A 23,982-nucleotide genomic window follows, 5' to 3' on the forward strand; every position below is an offset into this window, starting at 1 on the left:
TTTTTACTTTTAGTGATTGGAAAGTTGCAGTTGATTCACCAGCTGCTTCGCATGCAACAAACGCGATAAAGAGTTGCAGGTAGACTGCCAGTAGCTTTTATACATATCATTGGGCGCTTCGATCTTCGCCAGCTCAGGCTCAATGGCGGCGGGTATCAGCCGGATCCATTCCGCCAGATATTGCTGGTTATATTGATAAGGATGCGCGGCGCAGAACTTCATCACTTTCTGCGTAAGCTCCAGGCTCCATTCCTGCTTGAATTGCGGGATGTATTTGATCATCTTTTCCGGCAGGTCATCAAAGAACTTGTTGCTGTAAAAAGCCTGTTGATCGGCCGGTAACAAGGGCAAGGTATCGATGTAGAAGATGTGGCTGGTGTTCATCAGCGTGATGGCCCACTCGCGGTCCTTGAACCTGGTAACGGCGCGCACCAGCGCGGGCAGGTACATTTTAAACGTTTCCTGTTGGAAAGTATTGATCACGCCTGTTGCATCGACGTTGAAATGCTGCATCCATTTCGAGGGATGCACCCGTTCTATCAGTTGCAGGATGATGACCTGCTCATCGCTGATCTCTTTGCTGCTGCTTAGTTTCTCGATGCCGGAAGCGAATATGGTTTCATCTATTTCTTTCGGCAGTTCTACGGTGATGGTAGTGCTGCCCAGGAATTTTTTCTTCAGCTGGAAAGTGGCGGCCAGCACGGCCCAATATTTTTCATGGAGCGTGGTGCCGGGAATGTGCGTCAGCAGCGAGGTAGCGGCTTCTTTCACCTGCTTGCTTTTTTCGTTGAGCAGTGACTCCAGCCAGGGCGCATCGCCGGCATTGAGGCCGGTATGGAGTGCGGAGAGCAGCTCTGTTTTGGCAGCGGCATTTTCTTTGGGCCAGGTGGCTTGCAGCCAGGAGAGCGCCTTCGCGGGATCTGTTTCGCGAACGCTGCGGAGCAGTTCCGTACGTTGCGTAGTGGTACCGTTCTCCCATTGATCTTCCGGTGATGCTACCACCACCGAAAAATTCCAGTCGTTGTTATATTGCCCGAGCCATTCGCCACGTTTGCCACAAGCCGCTGCCAGCAAGGTGCGCAGCGATTTATTTTTTACGCCTTTCTCCAATAAGAGAGGCAGGTATTCGGGCAACAGCACGTAACCTGCTTCCACACAGCGTTCCAGCCACATCACCAGCAGCGTCTGGTTTTGTGTGTCGAGCACTTGTTTCAGTGCGTTTACAAATGCGGGAGGGGTATAAGGTTTGTCGTCTGCTTCGCATACGGTGATGATGGCGCCTTTCACGGCAGCGGCGCTAACGCCTGCCTGGCGATAGTTCCAGGCAAGGGAGGAAAGCCGCAGGAACTGCTCTTCTTTGTCGAGCGAGGTATCGCCGAGTATCTTGTCTGCCGCATCCTGCAATGGTCCGCTGAAACCCGTAGTGTCAGCGGGTTTGCGGCCGGTGCCCATCAGGGCGGTATTGATGATGGATTGCCAGAACTGCATTATAATAACTTATATTCCTGTTGATGCCATACGCCTATCGGCTCGTATTGCGTTTCTTTCCCGGTGACGGCCATTGGCAGCGGGCGCCCGCCGCTGAGGGCCAGCAGTTTCCAGATGCTGCGGAAACCATCCGCGATGCGCATCAGCTGCTGTTCACTGTCTTGCAGCCACCACTGCCCCTGGTACTGTACCGGCTTCAGGTCTTTTATCGTATATACCTGACCGTTATACATCGGTAAGGTAGCCTGTATCTGTGTTTGTGCCGCCGTCACTTCCTGCCAGTTACTATAGCCATGGAAGGCCGTTTCGTTGGTAGTGCTGTGTAATTGTCTGATGATAGCGCGCAGTGGTACGGCGGAGGGGAAGAACACCAGTTCGCCCCGGATGCTGCTGCCAGGCGTGAGCGGCAGCATGGTAGCCGGCTGATTACGTACATAAAATTGCAGTATCAATGCGGCGCGGCGGGTATGAACGCCGTATAGCCAATACCGTTCGGTGATGAGACGATCTTCTTCCGTTACCTGTTTGCCCAGTACCTGCCAGGTATCGCTGATACCGGCCTGGTCTCTCAGCTCGTCCTGCTGCTGCGTAAAGCCGATGAGGCTGCGGATGTCCTGCTGTAGCGCTTCCGGGAGCTGATCGATATGTTGGTAGCCTTGTATGGTGAGATAGATGCGCAGCAGCTGATCGAGGAAAAGGCTTTGCCAGCCTTCGCGGTAGAAGGGGATATTGCCCAGCTCGCGTACCATGTTGGCAAGACCGGCAGCCTGTGCATCCACCATCCTGCGGGCCATGTTTTCCCAGAAGGCGCCATCTTTTTCGGGGATGCCCAGCAGGCCGTTACGGATAATATCTTTGATCCACAGCAACAGCTCTGCGGCGCCTTCACTTACTTTCTGCTGCCTTGCCTGCTGACGCTTGGCCTGAGCGGCTTCATCTATAGGTTTGGCGGCTTGTGTGGCCTTCTCTGTTTTCTTTTGTTCATTGTCGGCGCGTTTCGTCAGCCACTCGCTTACCCAGGCGGGAGGCTCCTGCAGGGTAAAGAGCGCCGCCTGCCTGGCGTGCAGCAGTAACAGGCCTAAACCATGTTTACAAGGGAATTTACGGCTGGGACAACTGCATTTGAATGCAAGGTTGCTGGTATCGATCTGTGTCTGATAAGGTTTGCTGCCGCTGCCCTGGCATTCGCCCCACAGGGCATTTTCGCTGATACCCATGCTTACCCACTTGCCCGGATTCGCGAGATCCTTACCCGATTTGCGGGAAGAATCATCCGGCGCCATCGCCAGCACCTGTTCTTCGGATAGATTCAATGGATTAACGTTTTAGAGCACAAAATAAAGATTTTTGAATTTTTGAATTTTCGGATTTACGAATTTGTTTCAAATAAATAAATACTCATCTCCGCAAATTCTTCCATGATCACGCACTGTATTTGCGGAATGAAAAAACCCTTCAGGCGCACCAAACGCCTGAAGGGCCATATTAAATAATTTACGGATTTACGGATTTTGGGATTTATGGATTTGAAACAAATTCGTAAATCCGTAAATCAAAAAATCCCTAAATCACAAAAAGCCTAGTTCTAATTTAGCTTCCTCACTCATCATATCTTTGTTCCAGGGTGGATCGAAAGTGAGGTGTACGTCTACATCGGATACGCCTTCTATGTTTCTCACCTTTTCATCTACCTCCCGGATGATATCTCCGGCTACCGGGCATCCTGGTGCAGTCAGCGTCATGTCTATGCCGATGCGGTTGTTCTCTTTGATCTTGATGGCGTATACCAGCCCGAGTTCGAGGATATTCACCGGAATTTCCGGATCGTATACGGTACGGAGCTGTGCTTCTATCTGTTCTCTTAATGTTGCTTCACTCATGACTGATTGATTTTAGCCTGGTAGGCGACGGCATACAGTTTCATTTGTTTGAGCATGCTCAATAACCCGTTGGAACGGGTAGGAGAGAGATGACTGCGCAAACCGATGGCATCGATGAAATAAATGTCTGCTGATGCGATGTCTTGTGGCGTATGACCGGAAAGCACATGGATCATCAGGCTTACCAGTCCTTTAGTGATCACTGCGTCGCTGTCGCCGCTGAAGAACAGTTTGCCGTCTTTCAGCTCGGTGTGCAGCCACACGCGCGACTGACAGCCTTTGATCAGGTTGTCGTCTGTTTTATATGCTTCGGAGATGAGTGGCAATTCTTTTCCCAGCTGGATGATATACTCGTATTTATCTTCCCAGTTGCCCATCACGGCAAAATCTGATATGATCTCTTCCTGTATTTCCCTGATCGTCATTATCGCCTGTTTACAGCAGCATGGCAGCGGCCCTTTTGATGCCGGCTACCAGTTTGTCTACTTCTTCTTTCGTATTGTAAAATGTAAGCGAGGCCCTTACGGTGCCTGGTATCTTGAACCGGTCCATCAGCGGCTCGGTGCAATGATGTCCTGTTCTCACAGCGATCCCTTGCTGGTCCAGCAGTTCACCCATATCAAAAGGATGGATGTTGTGTACCAGGAAAGAGATGGCGCCGCATCTTTCCGCTGCATCACCGATAAAGCGGATACCGTCTATCTGTCGCAGTTGTTCCAATGCATAGGCATTGAGTTCCTCTTCCCATTGCTGGATGGCCGGAATGCCTGTCTGTTGCAGGTATTGGATGGCGGCTCCCAAACCGATGGCGCCTGCGATATTCGGTGTGCCGGCCTCAAATTTATAAGGCAACACATTGTATTCCGTTTTTTCGAAGGTCACGGTTTTGATCATGTCGCCGCCGCCCTGGTAGGGAGGCAGTTTATTCAGCCACTCGGTGGTGCCGTACAGTACACCGGTGCCGGTAGGAGCGTATATTTTATGACCGGAGAAGACGAGGAAATCGGGTTTCAGCTCTTGCACGTTTATCGGGATGTGCTGGATGGCCTGTGCGGCGTCCAGCAGCACGGGGATATTTCGTGCATGCGCTAACGTGATGATGTCTTCCACCGGGTTGATGGTGCCCATGGTATTGGAAACATAAGTAACGGCTACGATCTTCACAGTATCGTCCAGCATGGCTTCGTAGGCATCCATCAGCAGTTCGCCACGGTCGTTGATGGGAATCACCTTGAGGGTGGCGCCATTATCTTCGCAGGCGATCTGCCAGGGTACAATGTTGGAGTGATGTTCCATGGCGGAGATGATCACGCTGTCGCCCGCTTTCAGGAAGCGGCGGCTCATGGCGTTGGCCACGAGGTTGATGCCATCGGTGGTGCCTTTTGTGAAGATCACTTCATGGGAATGCGCTGCGTGGATGAAGCCGGCCACAATATGACGGGCCTGCTCATATGCATCGGTTGCTACCTGGCTGAGGTGATGTACGCCCCGGTGCACATTGCTGTTGTAAGTTTCGTAATAGCGGGCCTCTGCGTCTATCACTACCTGTGGCTTCTGCGTGGTGGCTCCGTTGTCGAAATACACCAGTGGCTTGCCATGCACCTGTTGTTGCAGGATCGGGAAATCTTTCCGGATCCTGGCCACATCCAGGGTAGCGGGTACTATGTTAGCAATATGTTCCATCGTCAAAAATTAGTTGTTCATGATCTCCGCGATCGTTTCCTGCACATAATGTTGGAGGGCAGGTATTTTAATCTCGTCTGTGATATCATGTGAGAAGGCGTTTACCATCAGCGCTTTGGCAGCTTCCTCGCCGATACCGCGCGAACGCAGGTAGAACAAGGATTCTTCGCTGAACTGGCCGGCGGTGAAGCCGTGGCTGCATTTCACATCATCTGCATAGATCTCGAGCTGTGGCTGCGAGTTGATATCTGCTTTGGCGCCGAGCAGCAGGTTGTTGTTCTGCTGGAAAGCGTTTGTTTTCTGTGCTTCCTGGTGCACATGGATACGGCCGGTGAACACGCCATTGGCATTGTCCAGCAGCACGCCTTTGTACAGTTCGTTGCTGTTGCAGTTCGGCATGAGGTGATCCATGAAAGTATGGTTATCTACATGCTGGTTGCCGGTGGCAATGTACAGGCCATTCAGATTGGTTTCCGTATAACTGCCTTGCAGCGCTACGCTCAGGTTGTTACGGGTGAGCGGCGTTTGCGGCAGGGTGATATTGAAATGGTGGTAGCGGCTGTTGGATTGCTGTTGTGCAGCGGTGGTGTTCACCTGGCGGAAGTTGTCTGCTCCCTGTTGCAGGTTATAATGCCACAGTTCCGCATTCTCTTCGATCACGGTTTCGGTAACGCTGTTGGCAAAAGCAACGGCCTCTGTGGCTGGATGTACCGTAGTTTCAATGATGGTGGCCGCTGCATTTTTATGCAATACCCACAGGTGGCGGGGTTGGATAAAAGCGTGGCGGTCTGTCGTATATACGTGTACGATATGAACCGGTTTGTCGATCACGGCATTGGCCTGCAATTCAATATAGAGGCCATCTGCAAACAGGGCGGTGTTGAGGGTCGCGAGCGATTCGCCGGCCAGGTGCTGCTGTTTGTTGAACCATGTTTGGAAGCCGGGGGCTTCTGTGTTGGCGCTCAGTGCGCCGGTATTGATACCTTTGCCGGAAGGCAGGGTAGAGAGGTCTGCCTGGAGGTGACCGTTCACCAGTACTACGCGGTAGCAGTCCAGCCCGGGAATGGCGGCCTTGTCCACGATGGCGGCATCTACGGTGGTAGCGCCGTTCAGCAGTTCATATGGATACTCTTTCAGGAAACGTTGAATGTTGGTATAACGCCATGCTTCCGTTTTCAGCGTGGGGAGGCCCAATGCTGAAAAACGTTCCAGTGCCTCGCGGCGGATGGCATGCAGGCAGTCCTGTGCGGGTGCCGAAACCTGCGCCGATAAGGCATTTACGTCTTCCGTTATTGCCTGGTAAAAAGGTATCATGATATCGCTTGTCATAATTATTGCCGTAATTCTAAATGCTTAATTCGTAATTCCACAAAAACCTTACACCGACTCTTTCAGGTGCTCGGCTTCTTTCAGCCAGTCGTAGCCTCTTTCTTCCAGTTCCAGTGCGAGCTCTTTGGTGCCGGTTTTGATGATACGGCCATTGTACAGTACATGCACGAAATCAGGGATGATGTATTCAAGCAGGCGTTGGTAGTGGGTGATCACCACGAAAGATTTTTCGGTATCACGGAGTTTGTTGACGCCGTTGGAAACGATGCGCAGCGCATCGATATCGAGGCCGGAATCCGTTTCATCCAGGATCGCCAGCTGCGGGTCGAGCATGGCCAGCTGGAATATTTCGTTACGTTTCTTTTCGCCGCCGCTGAAACCTTCATTGAGTGAGCGGTTCATCAGGTTGGCGTTGAAATCTACGAGTTGTTGTTTTTCTTTGGTCAGTTTCAGGAACTCCCTGGCTTCCAGCGCGGGCTGGCCTTTGTAGGCCCTGATCTCGTTCACGGCTGTTTTCAGGAAGTTGATATTGGATACGCCAGGTATTTCTACCGGGTATTGGAAAGCGAGGAATACACCTTCACGAGCACGGTCTTCAGGAGAGAGATCCAGCAGGTTTTTACCATTGAACCATACTTCCCCTTCAGTAACGGTATAGTTGTCGCGGCCCGCCAGCACGGATGCCAGAGAGCTTTTACCGGAACCGTTGGGCCCCATGATGGCATGCATTTCTCCTTTGTTTATTTCGAGGTTGATGCCTTTCAGAATTTTCTTCCCTTCTACTTCTGCGTGCAGATTTTTAATCGTCAGCATGATTGATTTATTTCGTTCTGTATGAGTAAACTGGATAAATGAATTATCCTACGCTTCCTTCAAGTGTGATAGATAATAATTTCTGTGCTTCCACGGCAAACTCCATGGGTAACTGGTTCAGTACTTCTTTTACGTAACCGTTCACGATCAGGGCTACTGCCTTTTCGGTGTCGATACCGCGGGCGTTCAGATAAAATATCTGGTCTTCCCCGATCTTGGAAGTGGTGGCTTCGTGTTCGATCATGGCGGATTTGTTCCGGGATTCGATATACGGGAACGTGTGTGATCCGCATTGGTTGCCGATCAGCAGGGAGTCGCACTGGGTGAAGTTACGGGCATTCTCTGCGCGGGGGCCAACGGATACGAGTCCGCGGTAGCTGTTGTCGCCATGGCCGGCAGAGATACCTTTGGAGATGATGCGGCTTTTGGTGCCTTTACCGATGTGGTGGATCTTGGTACCGGTATCGGCGATCTGTTTGTTGCGCACTACTGCTACAGAATAGAATTCTCCTTCAGCGTAATCGCCTTGTAAGATCACGCTGGGGTATTTCCAGGTGATGGCAGATCCGGTTTCTACCTGCGTCCAGGAGATCTTGCTGGCATTGCCTTTACAGATACCGCGCTTGGTCACGAAGTTATAGATACCGCCTTTACCGTCTTTATCGCCGGGGTACCAGTTTTGTACGGTGGAGTATTTCACTTCTGCATGATCCAGTGCTACGATTTCCACCACCGCTGCGTGGAGCTGGTTCTCATCGCGCATGGGAGCGGTACATCCTTCGAGGTAGCTCACATAACTGTTATCATCCGCGATGATGAGCGTGCGTTCAAACTGGCCGGTGTTCTGCGCGTTGATGCGGAAGTAGGTGCTCAGTTCCATCGGGCAGCGAACGCCTTTGGGAATGTACACGAAAGAGCCGTCGGAGAACACGGCAGCGTTGAGCGCCGCGAAAATATTATCGGAGTGGGGTACTACGCTACCCAGGTATTTCTTAACGAGTTCGGGATGTTCCTGTACTGCTTCACCGAAGGAGCAGAAGATCACGCCCATTTCTTTCAATTTGCCTTTGAAGGTAGTAGCTACGGAAACGCTGTCGAATACGGCGTCTACGGCTACGCCTGTGAGGGCTTTCTGTTCGTTCAGCGGGATGCCCAGCTTTTCGAAGGTGGCCAGCAGTTCAGGGTCTACTTCATCTAAACTGTTCAGCTGTTTCTTCTTTTTAGGCGCGGCATAGTAGGAGAGTACCTGGAAGTCGATATCCGGCATCTCGAAATGCTGCCATTGAGGGAACTGCTGTTTCTTGAAGGCCTGGTAACCTTTCAGGCGCCATTCCAGCAGCCATTCCGGTTCATTCTTCTTCGCCGAAATAAAACGGATGATATCTTCATTCAGCCCGGGAGGCGCTATATCCATTTCAATATCGGTGGTAAAGCCAAACTCATACTCCTTATTGGCTATATCATCTATTATTTCGTTACTGTTCATCATCGCTAGTAGAAATTTTTGAGTGGTGGAAGGCAGTTATACTGCGAAACTCTCGCCGCAGCTACAGGTCCGGGTGGCATTCGGGTTGTTGAAGAAAAGCCCCTTGCCGTTCAGGCCATCGGAATAGTCCAGCTGCGTACCGTACAGGTACAGCAAACTCTTCATCTGTACTACTATCTTCACACCCTTATCTTCAAATATCTGATCGCCTTCTTCTTCTGTTGATTCAAATTTCAACACATACTCCAGGCCGGAGCATCCGCCGCCTTTCACGCCTACGCGTACAAAAGTGCCTGGTGTATGGTGTTCTTTCACCATCAAGTCCTTGATATATTCGCTTGCTTTCTCTGAAACGGTTATCATGGTCAGTACTTTTTAAATAACTGTAGCCGGTTGCCCGGCAGAAATATTGTATCCATCCTTGTTAATAGCAAAGGGTAAGATAATACCCACGTGCTCAATGCTTTAGTTGCGACATTCACGGCGTTGCCGTTTATCCGGGAGAGCAAAGCTACAACCTTTCTACTTAAATAATATGGACGCCTCCTCTGCATGTCAGCACCTTCAAAAATCTTTTTTTTCGCTCTTACAAAAGTACGTACATTTGATAATAAAACAAGTAATAACTTGGAAAATTATCCATCACGAACCAGGAATGCCGCAGACAGGTTGTTGACATTGCTCAAGACCCGGGGCCCGCTGTCCGCTGCTGATCTGGCGCTTGAGTTGGGTATTACCAGCGAGGGCGCACGCCTGCACCTGGTACGATTACAGGAAGAAGGCCTGATACAGGCAGAAAGCGCCTCCAAAGGCGTAGGCCGCCCCGTACAAATATGGAGCCTTACCCAGATGGGTAACGCCCGCTTCCCCGACACACATACAGAACTCACCCTGCAGCTCATCCAGACCATCAAAACGGTACTGGGCCCGGAAGCACTGGCCAATGTAGTCAGCGCCCGCGAAAAGAACCAGCAGGACAAATACCATAGCGCCCTCGCCGGCGTAAACGGACTGGAAGAGCGCCTCGCCGCCTTCGCCGCCATCCGCACCACGGAAGGCTATCTCGCCGAATGGAAAAAAGAAGGGGATATCTATTATTTTATTGAGAACCATTGCCCCATCTGCTGTGCTGCCGCCTCCTGCGACAATATCTGCACGTCTGAAATGAACACCTTCGTGAGCATCGTAGGCAACGAAGTACAGGTAACCCGCCTCGATCACATCATCAACGGCGCCCGCCGTTGCGTGTACAAGATCGTTCCCGCTGCGGTAACGGCGTGATTGGTTATTTATCTATTTGTTTATTTATTTATTTTATTTCAGGATCAGTACCAGTGCGCCTGAGATGATCAGCAGCGCGCCTATGGCTGTTTTCCAGGTAATGGCTTCATGGAGGAACACCGCCGCCAGGATAATGGTAAGCGCCACACTGAGCTTGTCTACCGGCGCCACCTGCGATACCTTGCCCACCTGGATGGCCTTGAAATAAAATATCCACGACAAGCCCGTTGCCAGGCCGGAGAGCACCAGGAAAGTGAGGCCATGCCGGGAAATGCCCGTCCATCCTTTATATTCTCCCCTTGCCAGCACAATGCCCCAGGCCACCACCAATATTACCACAGTGCGGATGGCTGTAGCCAGGTTGGAAGGAATATCCGTTACGCCGATCTTGGCGAAGATGGCCGTGAGCGCGGCAAAACCCGCAGATAGCAAAGCATAGATCCACCACATAGTGTTGTGTTGTTTTGTTTTAAGTAGATATTAAGGTAGAAAGCCCTTGAAGTGCTCAAAGCGCTTCAAGGGCTTCTCCGCTTTAATCCCTAACGCTTGATTTGATATCCCAATATCTTCAGGCTCCTTTTCACACCATCCAGCACAGCAATATCAGGTAAATGTGCCCATTCGCTGAAACCCATAGCAGTAAACAGTTTCAGGCTGGGAATGTTGTGTGCGAAAATAAAACCGAGTAAAGTATCGACATGATATTGCGGCGCCACGTCGATCGCATATTGCAACACCTGCCTGCCAAAGCCTTTGCCACGGACATTTTCATCGAGATAGATGCTCAGTTCCACCGTACCATTATAGGCCGGACGGCCGTAAAAAGACTGAAAGCTCATCCAGCCGATATTAACGCCTTCCTCGTCGATCATCCACAGGGGCCTGCGTTGCGGATCATGCGCATGGAACCAGGCCTCCCGGCTTTCAACGCTGACGGGGCTGGTATCGGCCGTTACCATGCGGCCGGCAATAGTGGTGTTATAAATGTCGACGATCCTTGGAAGATCCTGTATCCTTGCGAGCCTGAATGCCAGCATAATTTTTACGTTTGATATTTTAATTTATTGCCAGATCGCTTCCCTGGCATGTTCCTGCTTCAACAGGCTATAGATTTCCGCATCCACAAATTTACCTTTCTCAAAAAAAGCATCCCGCAGCAGGCCTTCCAGGCTGAAGCCCAGTTTGCCCAGGAGCCTTGCTGAAGCCACATTCAAAGGATCTACAAATGCTTCCACGCGGTTAAGTTGCATCTCGTTGAAGCCGTACGACAGCAAGGCGGTAATGGCTTCTGTCATAATACCTTTGCCCCACAATGAAGGTTGCAGGTCATAGCCGATTTCGGCTTTGAAATGATTTTTCTTCCAGTTGTGAAACCCGCAAGTGCCGATCAGCTCCCGTTCTCCACGGAAGGTGATGGCCCAGCGCATGCCGTCCTGTTTCTCCAGGCTCTCGCGAAAGAAAGCAATGATCTGCGTGGCTTCACTGATATGTGTGAAGGCATCGATGTCCATAAACCGTGTCACTGCCTGATCGGAAAAATGCCTGAACAGGGCCGCTGCGTCGCTGTCTTCGACAGGCCGCAACGTTAATAAATCAGTGCTGATAACGGGTAAGTACATGATGGATAGCCCTTTTAAGTAGATGTGCAAAGCTAATTGTTCTTGCGAAATTGTTAGGTAGAAATACAACCCGCACGCCTCTACGAAGCAAGGTATTTGATTTTAATCTACCTTTAATCATCATCTCTGTAAACAATACTTAATTTTGCGGGTGAGTAAAACAGCTTATTATATTTATTCCTTATGAAGATACTGGTTATTGAAGATGAAGCCAAAGTAGGCGCTTTTATTAAAAGGGGTCTGGAAGAGCATCATCACCAGGTAGAGATCGTGACAGACGGTCTTTCCGGCCAGAAAGCAGCCATGGAAGAGGATTACGAGCTGATTATCCTCGACGTTATGCTACCTGGGGTCAATGGATTGACCATCTGTAAAAACCTGCGGGCGCAGGATGTGCAAACCCCCATCCTGATGCTCACTGCACTGAACGGCATCCATGATATTGTTGACGGCCTCAATTCAGGCGCTGACGATTATCTGGCGAAACCCTTCCATTTTTCTGAACTGGTAGCGCGCGTGAATGCACTCTCGCGCCGCAAACATCATTTCAGGCAGGAGAAAGCGATCCTTTCCCTGGCCGACCTGCAACTGGACACGAACACCAAAACTGCCAACCGTGAAGGGCAGGAGATCATCCTCACCGCAAAAGAATACGCGCTGCTGGAACTCTTTTTGAAAAATACCGGCAAGGTATTGTCGCGCGCACTCATCTCGGAAGCCGTATGGGGCCTGGAGTTCGACACCGGCACCAACACCATCGACGTGTATGTGAACTATCTCCGTAACAAAATCGAAAAGGGCTTCTCCGGCGAAAAACTGATCCACACGGTAGTGGGCATGGGCTATGTGATGAAGGTGAAATCGTAAGCCATGAAGATCCGGCACCGTTTATCATTGCAGTTCACGTTGATATCAGGTATCATCCTCATCGCCGTATTTGCGCTGATATATGCGTTGTCTGCCCAGTACATCCGCAACAGCTTCTACAAGCTGCTGCAGGTGCGCGCCATGGCCACGGCGCAGGTATACCTGGAAAAAGATGAGGTGACCAAAAAGAAATTCCTGGAACTCGAAAAGAGCTACCGCCAGAGCATCCCGGATGAAGCCAGCAATATTTATGATAAAGACAACAAGCCCGCCTTTATCGAAAAAGTAAAATACAACTGGCCGGGAACCCTGCTGGACGCCATCCGCGTGCATAAAGAGTACCGCTTCCGTTTCCAGGATAAGTATGGTATCGGCATCTTTTACCCGGACAACCAGGGCGATTTTGTTGTGATAGTAACCGCCCGCAATACAGCCGGCGCACAGCAATTGCAATACCTGCTCTGGATACTGGTGATCGTGTTGTGCGTAGCGTTGCTGGTCACCTACCTGGTAGGCCAATGGTACGCCCGCAGGGCTTTACAGCCGATCAAGAGTATCAACAGGCAGGTGAAGCGCATCCGCTTCAGCAACCTGCATATGCGCGTGCGCCGCGGCAAGAACAACGACGAGATCGACGAACTGGCCACCAACTTCAACGAGCTGCTCGAACGCATGGAGCATGCCTTCGAAATGCAACGCTCCTTTGTTTCCAACGCTTCGCACGAACTGCGCACGCCGCTCACCACCATCATCGGCGAAATAGAAGTGACCCTCCACAAAGAACGCTCCTCCCAGGAATATATGACCACTCTCAGCACCGTGCTGGATGAATCGGAAAAGCTCAAGATCATTACCGACGGCCTGTTACAGCTCACCCGTGTAGACATCCTCACTACCGGCAATACCGACGAGATCCGCCTGGATGAACTGTTGTGGGAGATACAGGAACACTGGCAGCAGAAACAACCGCCCCTTACATTGGATGTGCAGCTGCTCAATATGCCCGAAGATGCGACCCGCCTCGGCATCCCGGGGAACAAACCCATGCTGCACCTCGCGCTGGATAACATCGTCCGCAACGCCTTCAAATTTTCGTATAACCGCCCCGTTAGTTGCCGCCTGAACTACTCGCCCGATGGTGTCACCTTGTCTATAAGCGATACGGGCGTGGGCATTGCGCCGGCCGACCTGGAAAAAATATTCCTGCCCTTATACCGTGGCAACAATGCCCATTCATTCGGTGGCTATGGCATAGGACTGGCCATGAGCAAGAAGATCATACAACTGCATCATGCAGGCATTACTGTTAGCAGCGTGTTGGGCGAAGGCACTACTTTCAATATTTTCTTCCCGACCACACATAAATTCTAATTTCCTGCTAATATTTCTCTAATTTTAATCTCATTTTAATTTCATTCTAATATTTCACTAATAGCCTATTGTCATCTTTGCAGCGAAAATTTAGTTGTATGATCAATAGACTAGCTACCAGCTTATTTCTTGTACTGTTTGCGGCCGTTTTCAGGCTTTCTGCCACGGCTCAATCAGTGCCCGGCATTCAGAACGATACCTTGCATCTTACGCTCGACAGCGCGGAAAATATATTCCTGCGGCAGAATCTCCTGCTGCTCGCCCAGCGCTATAATATAGAAGCACAGAAGGCACTGATCATACAAGCCAGGCTTTATGCCAACCCTAACCTGAACGTGGCGCACGGCATCTATAACCAGGAAGCCAAAACATTCTTTGCGTTCGGCGACAAAGGAGAAACCTCCGCGCAATTATCACAGCTGATCTACCTGGCAGGCAAAAGGAACAAACAGATCAAGATGGCCCAGGCCAACGCCAGGCTCTCTGAATACCAGTTCTACGACCTGTTGCGTACCTTGAAATATACCCTCCGCTCTGATTTTTATAATATCTATTTCCTGCAACAATCTGCCAAAACCTACAACGATGAGATCACATCGCTGGAAACAGTAGTAAAAGCGTATGACGAACAAAAAGGCAAAGGCTATATTTCAGAGAAAGAATTAGTGAGAATCAAAGCGCAGCTATACAGCCTGCGCAGCGAATACCAGGGCCTGCTGGAACAGATCAACGACCAGCAGAGCGAAATGCGCCTCGTATTGCAGGTGAAGCCCGTGTACATTGATCCCATCGTGAATGAAGCCACCATCGCGGCGCTCAACCCTTCGCAATACCCGCTGCCTACGCTGCTGGACTCTGCTTACAACAGGCGCAGCGACCTGATGATCGCCAAAGCAAATACCGACATCAGCAAATTGAACTATAATTATCAGAAAGCGCTGGCCGTGCCGGATATCACGCTGGGCCTCGCATACGACCAACAAGGCAGCTATGTGAAAAATTTCAACTCGCTTGGCGTAGGCATCGACCTGCCGGTTTTTAACCGCAACCAGGGTAATATCAAATCTGCCAAAGCGATGATCGCGCTGAACGCCGCTACACAGAAAAGTACCGAAGCCACCGTGGAAGAACAGGTGTATCGCGGCGTACAACGCGCCATAGCAGCCGATAAACTCTATAAAGGCATCGATCTCTCGTTCTCAAAAGATTTTCAACGCCTGGCGCATGAAGTATTGATCAACTACCAGCGAAGGAATATCAGCATGCTCGATTTCCTGGATTTCTACGACTCATACAAGCAGAATACCCTGCAATTAAACTCGATTCAATACAACCGCATCAACGCACTTGAGGAACTCAACTTTGTTACGGGAACCAACTTTTTTAATTAAGAATAAATCTACAGATTGTATGCAAAACTTCGTGAAGATAAGTTGCACCAGCAGTTTCATCTTTTTATTAGCCGGCGCTTTTTTTATCCAGAGCTGCGATGCTCCATCACAATCAGCCGCCAATGAAAAGCAGAAATATGTGATTCCCGACTCCGTGCTACGTACCCTTGAAATTGACACCGTACAAAACTGTCAGTTAGTGAATGCACTCACGCTTACCGGTAAGGTGACTTTCAACGACGACAACGTTTCCAAGATATTCCCGATGGTGAGTGGCAAGATCGAAGATATAAAAGTGATGCTGGGTGATTATGTAGAGAAAGGCCAAACCCTCGCCGTGATGAAAAGCTCTGAGATGGCGGGTTTCAGCTCCGACCTCGTGAACGCACAGGAAGGCCTGAAAGTAGCCAAGAAAAATATGGACGCTACGCAGGATATGTACAACAGCGGCATCGCGTCGCAGAAAGACCTGCTGTCTGCACAGGCCGACTACCAAAAAGCGACCGCAGAATTGAGCCGCGTCAATAAAGTGCTCAACATCAACGGCGGTAACACACAAGGCGCTTACCTCGTGAAAACACCGATCAGTGGCTTTGTGGTGGAAAAACAGGTGACCAACAATACCATGGTGAGGGCAGATAATTCTTCCAGCCTCTTCACCATCTCCGATCTTAAAAATGTATGGGTAATGGCCAATGTATACGAATCCAACATCGGACAAGTGCACCTAGGCGATAATGTAGATGTGACCACTTTATCCTATCCCGGAAAAGTGTTCCATGGTAAAGTAGACAAGATACTGAATGTGCTGGACCCTACGAATAAAGTGATGAAGGTAAGGATCGTTTTACCGAACGATGATTACGCACTGAAGCCGGAAATGTTCACCAGCGTGCAGGTAGTGTACAAAGATGGCGGACAGGCACTGTGCATTCCTTCCAAGGCGCTCATCTTCGATCACAGCCAGAACTATGTGCTGGTGTACAACAGCAAGTCTGATGTGAAGATCACGCCTGTTCAGGTGCAGAGCGCTATTGGCGACAAAACATATATTTCTTCAGGCGTGAAAGCCGGCGATAAAGTGATCGCTTCCCAGGCGATCCTGATTTATGATGCATTAAACAACTAGCGTAGATGAATAAGTTTCTCAGAAAGATCATAGGCTTTTCGCTGAAGAATAGATATTTCATCTTCTTCGCCACATTTATTTTGCTGGTGTCGGGTATCATATGTTTCAAGAATATGCCCATTGAAGCATTCCCCGATGTCACCAATACAGAGATCAGTATCATTACCCAATGGCCGGGCCGAAGTGCAGAAGAGGTAGAGAAATTCGTGACGATCCCGATCGAGATTGCGATGAACCCGGTGCAGAAAAAAACGAGCCTGCGTTCTACCAGTATCTTCGGGCTGTCGTTCATCAAACTGATCTTTGAAGATAAGATAACAGATAATGAAGCCAGGATACAAGTCAATAACCTGCTGGCCAATGCCAATCTCCCCGATGGGGTAAATCCCTCTGTGCAGCCACCAACGGGGCCTACAGGGGAGATCTACCGTTATACATTAAAGAGTTCTTTCCGGGATGTGAGAGAACTGAAAACCACGCAGGATTGGGTGATCGACCGCCAGATCAGGTCAGTGCCCGGCGTAGCGGATGTGGTGAGCTTCGGCGGTATGGTAAAAACTTATGAGATCCGCGTAGATCCCGGAAAGCTTACCACACTGGGCATTACGCCGCTGGATGTTTATAATGCCGTTGGCAAAAGCAATATCAATATCGGTGGCGATGTGGTTATCAAAAATGACCAGGCCTATGTAGTACGTGGTATTGGTTTGTTGAATGATATCAACGAGATCAAAAATATTATCATTCAGAATGTAAACGGCATTCCTGTATTGGTGAAAGATGTGGCGCAGGTGGAGATTTCCAACCTGCCCAGGCTGGGCCATGTAGGCCGCTCCGACGCGATCGTGGATGCGAACGGCCGCCGTACCATCACCGATGAAGATGATGTGGTGCAGGCCATCATCATCATGCGTAAAGGAGAAAACCCTTCCGAAGTAGTGCAGGCAGTGAAGGAGAAGATCAAGAAGCTCAACAGCACCGTACTGCCGGCTGATACGAAGATCATTCCGTTCTATGACCGTGAAGACCTGATACATTATGCTACCGAAACGGTGATGCACAACCTGATAGAAGGTATTCTGCTGGTAACATTGCTGGTATCGATATTCATGTTCAACTGGCGCACCACGCTGATCGTATCTATCGTGATTCCTTTGTCGCTCCTGTTTGCCTTTATCTGCCTGCGTTTGATGGGAATGTCCGCTAACCTGCTCTCATTGGGTGCGGTGGATTTTGGTATCATCATCGATGGCGCAGTGGTGATGGTGGAAGGGCTATTCGTCGTCCTTGACCACCAGGCGCGGGATGTAGGGATGGAGCGTTTCAACAAGATGGCCAAGATGGGACTGATCCGCAAGAACGGCGCCCAGCTGGCCAAAGCGATCTTCTTCGCCAAAGTGATCATCATCACTGGTCTGATGCCCATCTTCGCCTTCCAGAAAGTAGAAGGTAAAATGTTCTCGCCGCTGGCTTATACACTGGGCTTTGCATTGCTTGGCGCTTTGATCATCACGCTCACGCTGGTGCCGGTGCTGATCAACCTCCTGCTGAGAAAGAACGTGCATGAAAAACATAACCCGATCCTGCATTTCCTCACCGCCGTGATGTTGGGCGCTTTCGCGTTCACTTACAAGCACAAGAAAACAGCGGTATTTACGTCTTTCATCATCATTGGTATCGGCCTCTATTCCTTCAAGTTCCTGGGCACGGAGTTCCTGCCGGAGCTGAATGAAGGCTCTATCTGGCTGAGGGTGCAGTTGCCGTACAGCGTATCGCTGGACAAATCGGTGGAAACATCAAAGCTGGTGCGTGCCTCGCTCATGTCCTTCCCGCAGGTGAAGAATATCGTATCTCAAACCGGCCGCCCGGACGATGGTACCGACGTTGCCGGTTTCTATAATAACGAGTTTGACGTAATGCTGTACCCGGAGAAATCCTGGAAACCGCATATCACCAAGGAAGAGCTGATAGAGCAGATGAATGCTAAACTATCTGTGATACCCGGCGCCTCGCTCAACTTTTCACAGCCGATCATGGATAACATCGAGGAAGCTGTTTCCGGTGTGAAGGGCTCGATTTGCGTGAAAATATTTGGCGACTCGCTCAATTATATGGAAAGCCAGGTAGCCCGTGTGCACGATATCCTGCGGACGGTAAGAGGTATTGAAGATCTGGGCGTGATCAAAAATACGGGCCAGCCGGAACTCAATATAGACCTGGATCAGCAGAAGATGGCGCTTTACGGTGTAGCCACTGCCGATGCCAATGCTGTTATTGAAATGGCCATTGGTGGTAAAGCAGCTACCACGCTCTATGAAGGTATCCGCAAATTTGATATCCGTTTGCGCTTCCCGGAAGAGTACCGTAAAACGGCTGATGATATCGGCAACCTGATGGTGCCTACGCAAAGCGGCTCCAAAGTACCGGTGAAAGAGATCGCGAAGATCGTGATGAAAACAGGTCCCTGCCTGATCTTCCGCGATGCGAACGAACGTTATTCCGCTGTGAAGTTTTCCGTGCGCGGCAGGGATATGGGTAGCACCATTGCAGAAGCGCAGGAGAAAGTAAATAAAGTGGTGAAGCTGAAAAACGGCTACACGATGGTATGGCAGGGCGATTTCGAGAACGAGCAGCGCGCTACCAAACGTTTGCAACAGGTAGTGCCTATCAGTTTGCTCCTCATATTTTTACTGCTCTTCGTGATGTTTGGTAACCTGATGGATGCGGGGCTGGTGTTCCTCAACGTGCCATTTGCCATCATTGGCGGCTTGCTGGCGCTGCATCTTACGGGCACTAACTTCAGTATCTCCGCAGGTATCGGCTTCATCGCCTTGTTCGGTATCTGTATACAGGACGGGGTGCTGCTGATCACGGTGTTCAAACAAAACCTGGAAAAGATGCGGGGGCAGAATGCTTCCCTGTATACCGCGATCCGCTTAGGGGTGAACTCCCGTATCCGCCCGGTGATGATGACCGCGCTGATGGCGGCGATCGGCCTTTTCCCGGCAGCTATCTCACATGGTATCGGTTCCGAAAGTTCCAGGCCGCTGGCCAGGGTCGTGATCGGCGGTATCCTCTGCGCGATGGTGTTCTCCCTGTTGATCTTCCCGCTGATCTTCGGATGGGCATACCGGAAGTTTGATACAAAACATCCTGATTAATAATTACGGATTACGAATTAATAATTACGGATTTGTGGGGAGATCATTTCATCTCCCCACAAATCCGTAATTATTAATTCGTAATCCGTAATTATTCTTTGGGCGCCGGTACTTTTTTCTCTTTCTTCGTTTTAGCTTCTTCTCCCAACAATATCGCCCAGGGCTGCATCACGTCTATATTCTCGAACATGATCTTCAGGATGGCGATGATCGGGATGGCGAGGAACATGCCCGGGATACCCCATAACATATTACCCAGTACTACGCCGATAATAGTTACCAGTGCATTGATCTTTACTTTGGAGCCTACAATGCGCGGCAGCAGCACGTTGCTGTCCAGCAGGTGCACGAGGAACAACGCAATGCCCACCTGCAAAGCGGCAATGGGCGTGCCCGTTGTGAGCGTTACCAGCATGCTTAATATCAGCGCCGTGAAGATGCCGATATAAGGAATGATATTGAAGATCGCGGCCATGATACCCAGCAGGGTGGCGTATTTGATACCCAGTATCCAGAACACGCTGCAGTTGAGGACGGCCACTACCAGCATTTCTATCATCAGTCCGCCTACATAGCTTTTGATAATGTAACGGGTGCTTGAGATCACGCCCAGTAACTTCTCCCGGTGCTTTTCCTGGAACACCCGCACCAGGAAGCTGATGAGCAAACGGCGGTACAGTAAGATGAAGAAAGAATACAACAACACAAAAACAATGAAGATCAGGAGAGAGGAGAGGGAGAGGAAAGTTTGGCTGATGAAGGTGGTGGCAGTGCCCAAAGTGCCCATGGCAGCCTTTTCCACATAGTTCAGCTGCATGCTGCTGTTGATGTGGAACTTTTCGTATATCCATGCCTGTAAGGAGTCGATTGTTAGCAGCAGTTTCTTTTGCAGCTGCGGAAAATCGGAGATAAACGATTCCATTTGCTTCGTCAGCAGCAATAGCAAGGATAGCAGCAGGATAATAAATACCAGCACGGACACGAATGCTGCAAGTCCGCGGGGAAAGCGCCAGCGTTCCAGCAAATGCGCTACCGGCAACAGCATGATCGCGATCAGGAACGCGAAGATCAGCGGGATAAGTATCTCGCTGCCAATGCGCGCGATATACACGATCAATACAATCGAGAACAGCGTATACGTTAGCCTTGCATTGAACGGAAGTTTGATCTCACTCATGGATATGATGTTTTAATCAAATTTATAAAAAGAAATGATGGTGGTTGTTGCCAACATTTATTATTTTGTTTGTCTCCTGATTTAAAACCCGCAATTATGAAAAAAATATTTCCGCTGTGTTTCATACTGCTATTCATCTCCATTACTGGTAAAGCCGCATTACCACTGGATTCCCTGCCGGTGAGAGGATTTTGCATTGCGGCGCCGCAAGCCTCGCACCTGGCGCCTTTCATCCGGTTCATCAAAGAGGAGCTGGCGCCCCGTCATATCAATACGCTGGTGCTGCGCGTCGATTTCAATTACCAGTATCAATCGCACCCTGAGCTGCGGGATTCGGGCGCTTTATCGCAGCAGCAGGTAAAGGAGATCGTAAGAGTATGTAAGGAACATCATATCCGTTTGATCCCGCAGATCAATCTACTGGGGCATCAGTCCTGGGCCGGTTTCACAACGGCCCTGCTGCGCGTGTACCCCGACTTTGACGAAACGCCCTGGGTGAAGATGCCGGCGAAATATGTATGGCCCAATGCCGATGGCCTCTATTGCAAAAGCTATTGCCCCTTGCATCCGGGTGTACATAAAGTGGTGTTTGATTTGGTAGATGAGATCTGTGATGTATTTGAAACGGATGCCTTCCATGCCGGGATGGATGAGGTATTTTATATCGGTGAAGATAAATGCCCGCGCTGTGGCGGCCGCGACAAGGCCGAACTGTATGCCGGCGAAGTGTGGACGATCCGCAATCACCTCGCGCAAAAAGGCCGTGAGCTCTGGATCTGGGGAGATCGCCTGCTGGATGGCAAAACTACCGGACTCGGTATGTGGGAGGCCAGCTTCAACAATACGCATCGTGCTATTGACCTGGTGCCGAAAGATATTATGATCTGCGACTGGCACTACGAACGCCCGGATAAAACGCCGGCCTACTTTGCGATCAAAGGCCTCCGTGTGATCACCTGCCCCTGGCGGATGCCCGCCAATGCTGTGTCTCAGCTGAAGGATATGTATGAATACCGCCGCTCTGCCACCGCAGAAATGAAGCCCCGCTACCAGGGCATGATGCAAACCGTTTGGTCTGGTGCCGAATATTTCCTCGACGAATTTTATGGCCGCGGCAAACCGCAAAAAGATACAGTGAATACCAGCGCCAACTGCTTCCGTGCTGTGTTTGAGCGTTAATAATGTTTCCTTAGCAGGGGAATAAATATCTCGCAATACCGCGGTTGTGCCAGCGAAATAAAGAAATGATTGCCGCTCATCTTGAAGATGCCTTCTTTACAATTGCGCGAAATGAAATCGTACATGGGGATGCCGGCTGTGGCAAAGTCCATAGGCACGGGCAGTTTCAGGTAGCTGCCTCCGGGCATACGTTTGCTCATGAGATAGGAGAAATTGTTGCGCAGCTGCTCATGCGCATGGACGGCCGTATTGGGAATACAGATGCCGGCATACATCGACAGTTTTTCGTAGTCGGTAACCGGTACAGAGTCCAGCGTGCCGGTAATGATGCGGCTTTGCGGCAGGTCAAAGAGCGTGCGCATCTTCTGAAAGATGCCAAAGAAATGCGTCATCTTCGCGATCATTTCACCGATAGGATTCTGTCCGCGGGAGATGAGGGAATAATACAATATGCTATCTCCTACGGTTACCCTTTCGCAGCGTTCATAGCTGAAGAAGCTGCTGATAAGGTCAGCGCCGGCGCCGGCGGTGATCGTTTGTGTGATCTGTAAGGTGCGCTTTTCGTTGGGTAGTTCCAGTATGCGGCGGAAGCTGAGCGGGCTTTCGCCGAAATGCTGTTTGAAAGCTTTGCTCAAAGCGGCGGTGGTGGCGTATCCGCACATTTCGCTGATCTCGCCGATATTGTAACCGCTGTGCCGTAGCAGGCCTGCTGCAAGTTCCAGCCGGTGCCGCTTCACATAGTGCCAGAACGGCTCGCCCATGAAATCAGAAAAATTGTGGTAAAAGTAAGAGTAGGAGATACCCAGCCGCTCTGCTACTTCTTTGATGCTGAATTGGTCGCCGACGTGGTCGTCAGCAAAGCTGAGACCCTGCAAGGCAAGATTCTCCAGCTGCTCTTTAGTTAGACTGGCTGACTTGAACATAATTCCTTTTTTGGTTATTTCACGGGGATCAGGTACGATAAATTGCTTTCCAAGGGGCTTTCCCTGAACATCTCTACTACTTACAATATAGATTTTTTCATCTTCATAACAATAAATTTTTAATAATCATTTTTTCATATTGATAATCATAGATATATAATTATAATTTAAATATAAGACTGGGGGAGCGAGCGCTTTTTTTCAGGAAAAATGAAAAAAAGCTGAAATGGACAAATTCGTTTCAAGCCGATTGAATAACTTTAGTCAACAACCTTTCCAGATGTAATCAACGGATTTACCTGATTGTTATGTGATCCTGTTAATGTGAGTGATCAGCCATTTTATTTAAAGAGATTTAGTCCTATCAAATCCTATTTGTGGTGTTGCGGTGGCCGCAACACCATTTTTGCCAGAAAACACCACAATTGGAAAATTATGTCAGATACGATTTATTATTTGATTGGATTGATGATCATTGCGGCTTTCGCGAGCCTGTTTTACCTGGGTTGGCAGGTATTGATGCGGCTCCGCAAACAGTTGCAGATAGCGCATGTGAGCCTGTTGCAACAGGAGATGAAAGAGATGACCTTACTACAACGCCTGCACGATGTGAATGAGCGGTACCGCAAGCTGGAAGATAAGTTGCGGGAAGCGCAGGGAGAGCTGCGCCGCCGCCAGGAGCAGGCATAACAGCCCATTTTATCCCTATTGCCTGCCTGTTGATACCGTTGTTTCCCCTATATTTACAGCATGCAAGTTGTTTTTCAGATCACATCTGCAGAAGCGGATGCACATAAAGCCATGCTGGGACAATTGTTTAACCTCCTTGCAGATTTCAACAGCCGCCAACAACGTATAGCCGTGGAAGTGGTAGTACATGGCCTGGCTTTTCCCTTGTTATATCACGCCCCTCATCCTTTTGCGGAGAAGGTTGTTGCTTTGCAGCAGCAGGCCGTCCGGTGGCTGATCTGCCGCAATACCATGGATAGTCATGACATCAAGGCGTCGCAGCTGTTTCCTTTTGTGGAAGTGGTGCCTGCTGCCATTGCGCACCTGGTCACACGCCAGCACGAAGGATGGGCCTATATCCGCTGTTGATGAATTGTTGATACAGAATCCATTTATTATTTTATTTTTACATTTTAATAATAAAAATTTATACGGGAAACGTATATGGATGCGCGTTACCGGGCATCGTTACCAAA

Annotated in this window: 23 protein-coding genes; 9 read left to right on the forward strand and 14 right to left on the reverse strand. The window is 49.9% G+C overall.

The window, feature by feature from the left end; genetic code table 11:
- Positions 1–9: 9 nt before the first annotated feature.
- From FPG75_RS08390 to FPG75_RS08430, 9 genes are all read right to left on the reverse strand, one after another.
- Positions 10–1,488, reverse strand: coding sequence for a DUF5691 domain-containing protein (locus FPG75_RS08390; protein ID WP_143306337.1), 1,479 nt, complete (start codon positions 1,486–1,488; stop codon positions 10–12).
- The gene (locus FPG75_RS08395; RefSeq protein WP_143306338.1) at positions 1,488–2,801 is read right to left on the reverse strand and encodes an SWIM zinc finger family protein; all 1,314 of its coding nucleotides are present in this window, start codon (positions 2,799–2,801) and stop codon (positions 1,488–1,490) included. Before FPG75_RS08395 ends, FPG75_RS08390 begins: the two co-directional genes overlap by 1 nt.
- Before the next feature lie 255 nt (positions 2,802–3,056).
- The gene (locus tag FPG75_RS08400; RefSeq protein ID WP_143306339.1) at positions 3,057–3,368 is read right to left on the reverse strand and encodes an iron-sulfur cluster assembly protein; all 312 of its coding nucleotides are present in this window, start codon (positions 3,366–3,368) and stop codon (positions 3,057–3,059) included.
- Positions 3,365–3,793 (reverse strand): SufE family protein, encoded by a 429-nt coding sequence (locus FPG75_RS08405; protein ID WP_143306340.1) that lies wholly within the window; start codon positions 3,791–3,793, stop codon positions 3,365–3,367. The genes FPG75_RS08400 and FPG75_RS08405 overlap by 4 nt, the downstream gene beginning before the upstream one ends.
- Before the next feature lie 10 nt (positions 3,794–3,803).
- On the reverse strand, positions 3,804–5,051 hold the full coding sequence (locus tag FPG75_RS08410) for an aminotransferase class V-fold PLP-dependent enzyme (RefSeq protein WP_143306341.1): 1,248 nt from the start codon (positions 5,049–5,051) through the stop codon (positions 3,804–3,806).
- A 9-nt stretch (positions 5,052–5,060) separates the two neighbouring features.
- On the reverse strand, positions 5,061–6,380 hold the full coding sequence (gene sufD / locus FPG75_RS08415; protein WP_143306342.1) for a Fe-S cluster assembly protein SufD: 1,320 nt from the start codon (positions 6,378–6,380) through the stop codon (positions 5,061–5,063).
- A 48-nt stretch (positions 6,381–6,428) separates the two neighbouring features.
- Positions 6,429–7,193 carry a Fe-S cluster assembly ATPase SufC gene (sufC, locus tag FPG75_RS08420; RefSeq protein WP_143306343.1) on the reverse strand — a complete coding sequence of 255 codons (765 nt, stop codon included), beginning with the start codon at positions 7,191–7,193 and terminating at the stop codon, positions 6,429–6,431.
- 43 nt (positions 7,194–7,236) lie between these two features.
- On the reverse strand, positions 7,237–8,682 hold the full coding sequence (gene sufB, locus FPG75_RS08425) for a Fe-S cluster assembly protein SufB (RefSeq protein ID WP_143306344.1): 1,446 nt from the start codon (positions 8,680–8,682) through the stop codon (positions 7,237–7,239).
- Between the two features lie 33 nt (positions 8,683–8,715).
- The gene (locus FPG75_RS08430; protein WP_143306345.1) at positions 8,716–9,042 is read right to left on the reverse strand and encodes a HesB/IscA family protein; all 327 of its coding nucleotides are present in this window, start codon (positions 9,040–9,042) and stop codon (positions 8,716–8,718) included.
- Between the two features lie 264 nt (positions 9,043–9,306).
- On the opposite strand from FPG75_RS08430, the gene FPG75_RS08435 reads away from it, so the two are divergent.
- The gene (locus FPG75_RS08435; RefSeq protein ID WP_143306346.1) at positions 9,307–9,960 is read left to right on the forward strand and encodes a helix-turn-helix transcriptional regulator; all 654 of its coding nucleotides are present in this window, start codon (positions 9,307–9,309) and stop codon (positions 9,958–9,960) included.
- Between the two features lie 33 nt (positions 9,961–9,993).
- On the opposite strand, the gene FPG75_RS08440 is transcribed toward FPG75_RS08435, so the two are convergent.
- From FPG75_RS08440 to FPG75_RS08450, 3 genes are all read right to left on the reverse strand, one after another.
- Positions 9,994–10,410 (reverse strand): EamA family transporter, encoded by a 417-nt coding sequence (locus tag FPG75_RS08440; protein ID WP_143306347.1) that lies wholly within the window; start codon positions 10,408–10,410, stop codon positions 9,994–9,996.
- Positions 10,411–10,499: 89 nt separating this feature from the next.
- Positions 10,500–10,997 carry a GNAT family N-acetyltransferase gene (locus FPG75_RS08445; RefSeq protein ID WP_236652748.1) on the reverse strand — a complete coding sequence of 166 codons (498 nt, stop codon included), beginning with the start codon at positions 10,995–10,997 and terminating at the stop codon, positions 10,500–10,502.
- Between the two features lie 24 nt (positions 10,998–11,021).
- Positions 11,022–11,579, reverse strand: coding sequence for a GNAT family N-acetyltransferase (locus FPG75_RS08450; RefSeq protein ID WP_143306348.1), 558 nt, complete (start codon positions 11,577–11,579; stop codon positions 11,022–11,024).
- Between the two features lie 183 nt (positions 11,580–11,762).
- Between FPG75_RS08450 and FPG75_RS08455 the strand changes: the two genes are divergently transcribed.
- From FPG75_RS08455 to FPG75_RS08475, 5 genes are all read left to right on the forward strand, one after another.
- Positions 11,763–12,446: a response regulator gene (locus FPG75_RS08455; RefSeq protein ID WP_143306349.1), complete on the forward strand. Its 684-nt coding sequence runs from the start codon at positions 11,763–11,765 to the stop codon at positions 12,444–12,446.
- Positions 12,447–12,449: 3 nt separating this feature from the next.
- Complete coding sequence (locus FPG75_RS08460) at positions 12,450–13,817, forward strand: HAMP domain-containing sensor histidine kinase (protein WP_143306350.1); 1,368 nt, start codon at positions 12,450–12,452, stop codon at positions 13,815–13,817.
- Positions 13,818–13,915: 98 nt separating this feature from the next.
- A complete protein-coding gene (locus FPG75_RS08465; protein WP_143306351.1) occupies positions 13,916–15,208 on the forward strand; it encodes a TolC family protein in 1,293 nt (430 codons plus the stop codon).
- Between the two features lie 19 nt (positions 15,209–15,227).
- Positions 15,228–16,337, forward strand: coding sequence for an efflux RND transporter periplasmic adaptor subunit (locus FPG75_RS08470; RefSeq protein ID WP_143306352.1), 1,110 nt, complete (start codon positions 15,228–15,230; stop codon positions 16,335–16,337).
- A 5-nt stretch (positions 16,338–16,342) separates the two neighbouring features.
- A complete protein-coding gene (locus FPG75_RS08475) occupies positions 16,343–19,498 on the forward strand; it encodes an efflux RND transporter permease subunit (RefSeq protein WP_143306353.1) in 3,156 nt (1,051 codons plus the stop codon).
- Between the two features lie 91 nt (positions 19,499–19,589).
- Here the strand turns inward: FPG75_RS08475 and FPG75_RS08480 are convergent, their stop codons facing one another.
- Positions 19,590–20,675, reverse strand: a complete 1,086-nt coding sequence (locus FPG75_RS08480; RefSeq protein WP_143306354.1) for an AI-2E family transporter — start codon at positions 20,673–20,675, stop codon at positions 19,590–19,592.
- A 96-nt stretch (positions 20,676–20,771) separates the two neighbouring features.
- Between FPG75_RS08480 and FPG75_RS08485 the strand changes: the two genes are divergently transcribed.
- A complete protein-coding gene (locus FPG75_RS08485) occupies positions 20,772–21,854 on the forward strand; it encodes a family 20 glycosylhydrolase (RefSeq protein WP_143306355.1) in 1,083 nt (360 codons plus the stop codon).
- On the opposite strand, the gene FPG75_RS08490 is transcribed toward FPG75_RS08485, so the two are convergent.
- Entirely contained in the window at positions 21,851–22,777 is a 927-nt protein-coding gene (locus FPG75_RS08490; RefSeq protein WP_143306356.1) for a helix-turn-helix transcriptional regulator, read from the reverse strand. The two genes, FPG75_RS08485 and FPG75_RS08490, sit on opposite strands and share 4 nt — an antisense overlap.
- 435 nt (positions 22,778–23,212) lie before the next feature.
- Between FPG75_RS08490 and FPG75_RS08495 the strand changes: the two genes are divergently transcribed.
- Both FPG75_RS08495 and FPG75_RS08500 read left to right on the forward strand, forming a co-directional pair.
- On the forward strand, positions 23,213–23,467 hold the full coding sequence (locus FPG75_RS08495) for a hypothetical protein (protein ID WP_143306357.1): 255 nt from the start codon (positions 23,213–23,215) through the stop codon (positions 23,465–23,467).
- Positions 23,468–23,527: 60 nt separating this feature from the next.
- The gene (locus tag FPG75_RS08500; protein ID WP_143306358.1) at positions 23,528–23,875 is read left to right on the forward strand and encodes a DsrE family protein; all 348 of its coding nucleotides are present in this window, start codon (positions 23,528–23,530) and stop codon (positions 23,873–23,875) included.
- Positions 23,876–23,982 lie beyond the last annotated feature (107 nt).

Origin of the sequence: Chitinophaga vietnamensis, from assembly GCF_902167635.1 — a bacterium.
GTDB lineage: Bacteria > Bacteroidota > Bacteroidia > Chitinophagales > Chitinophagaceae > Chitinophaga > Chitinophaga vietnamensis.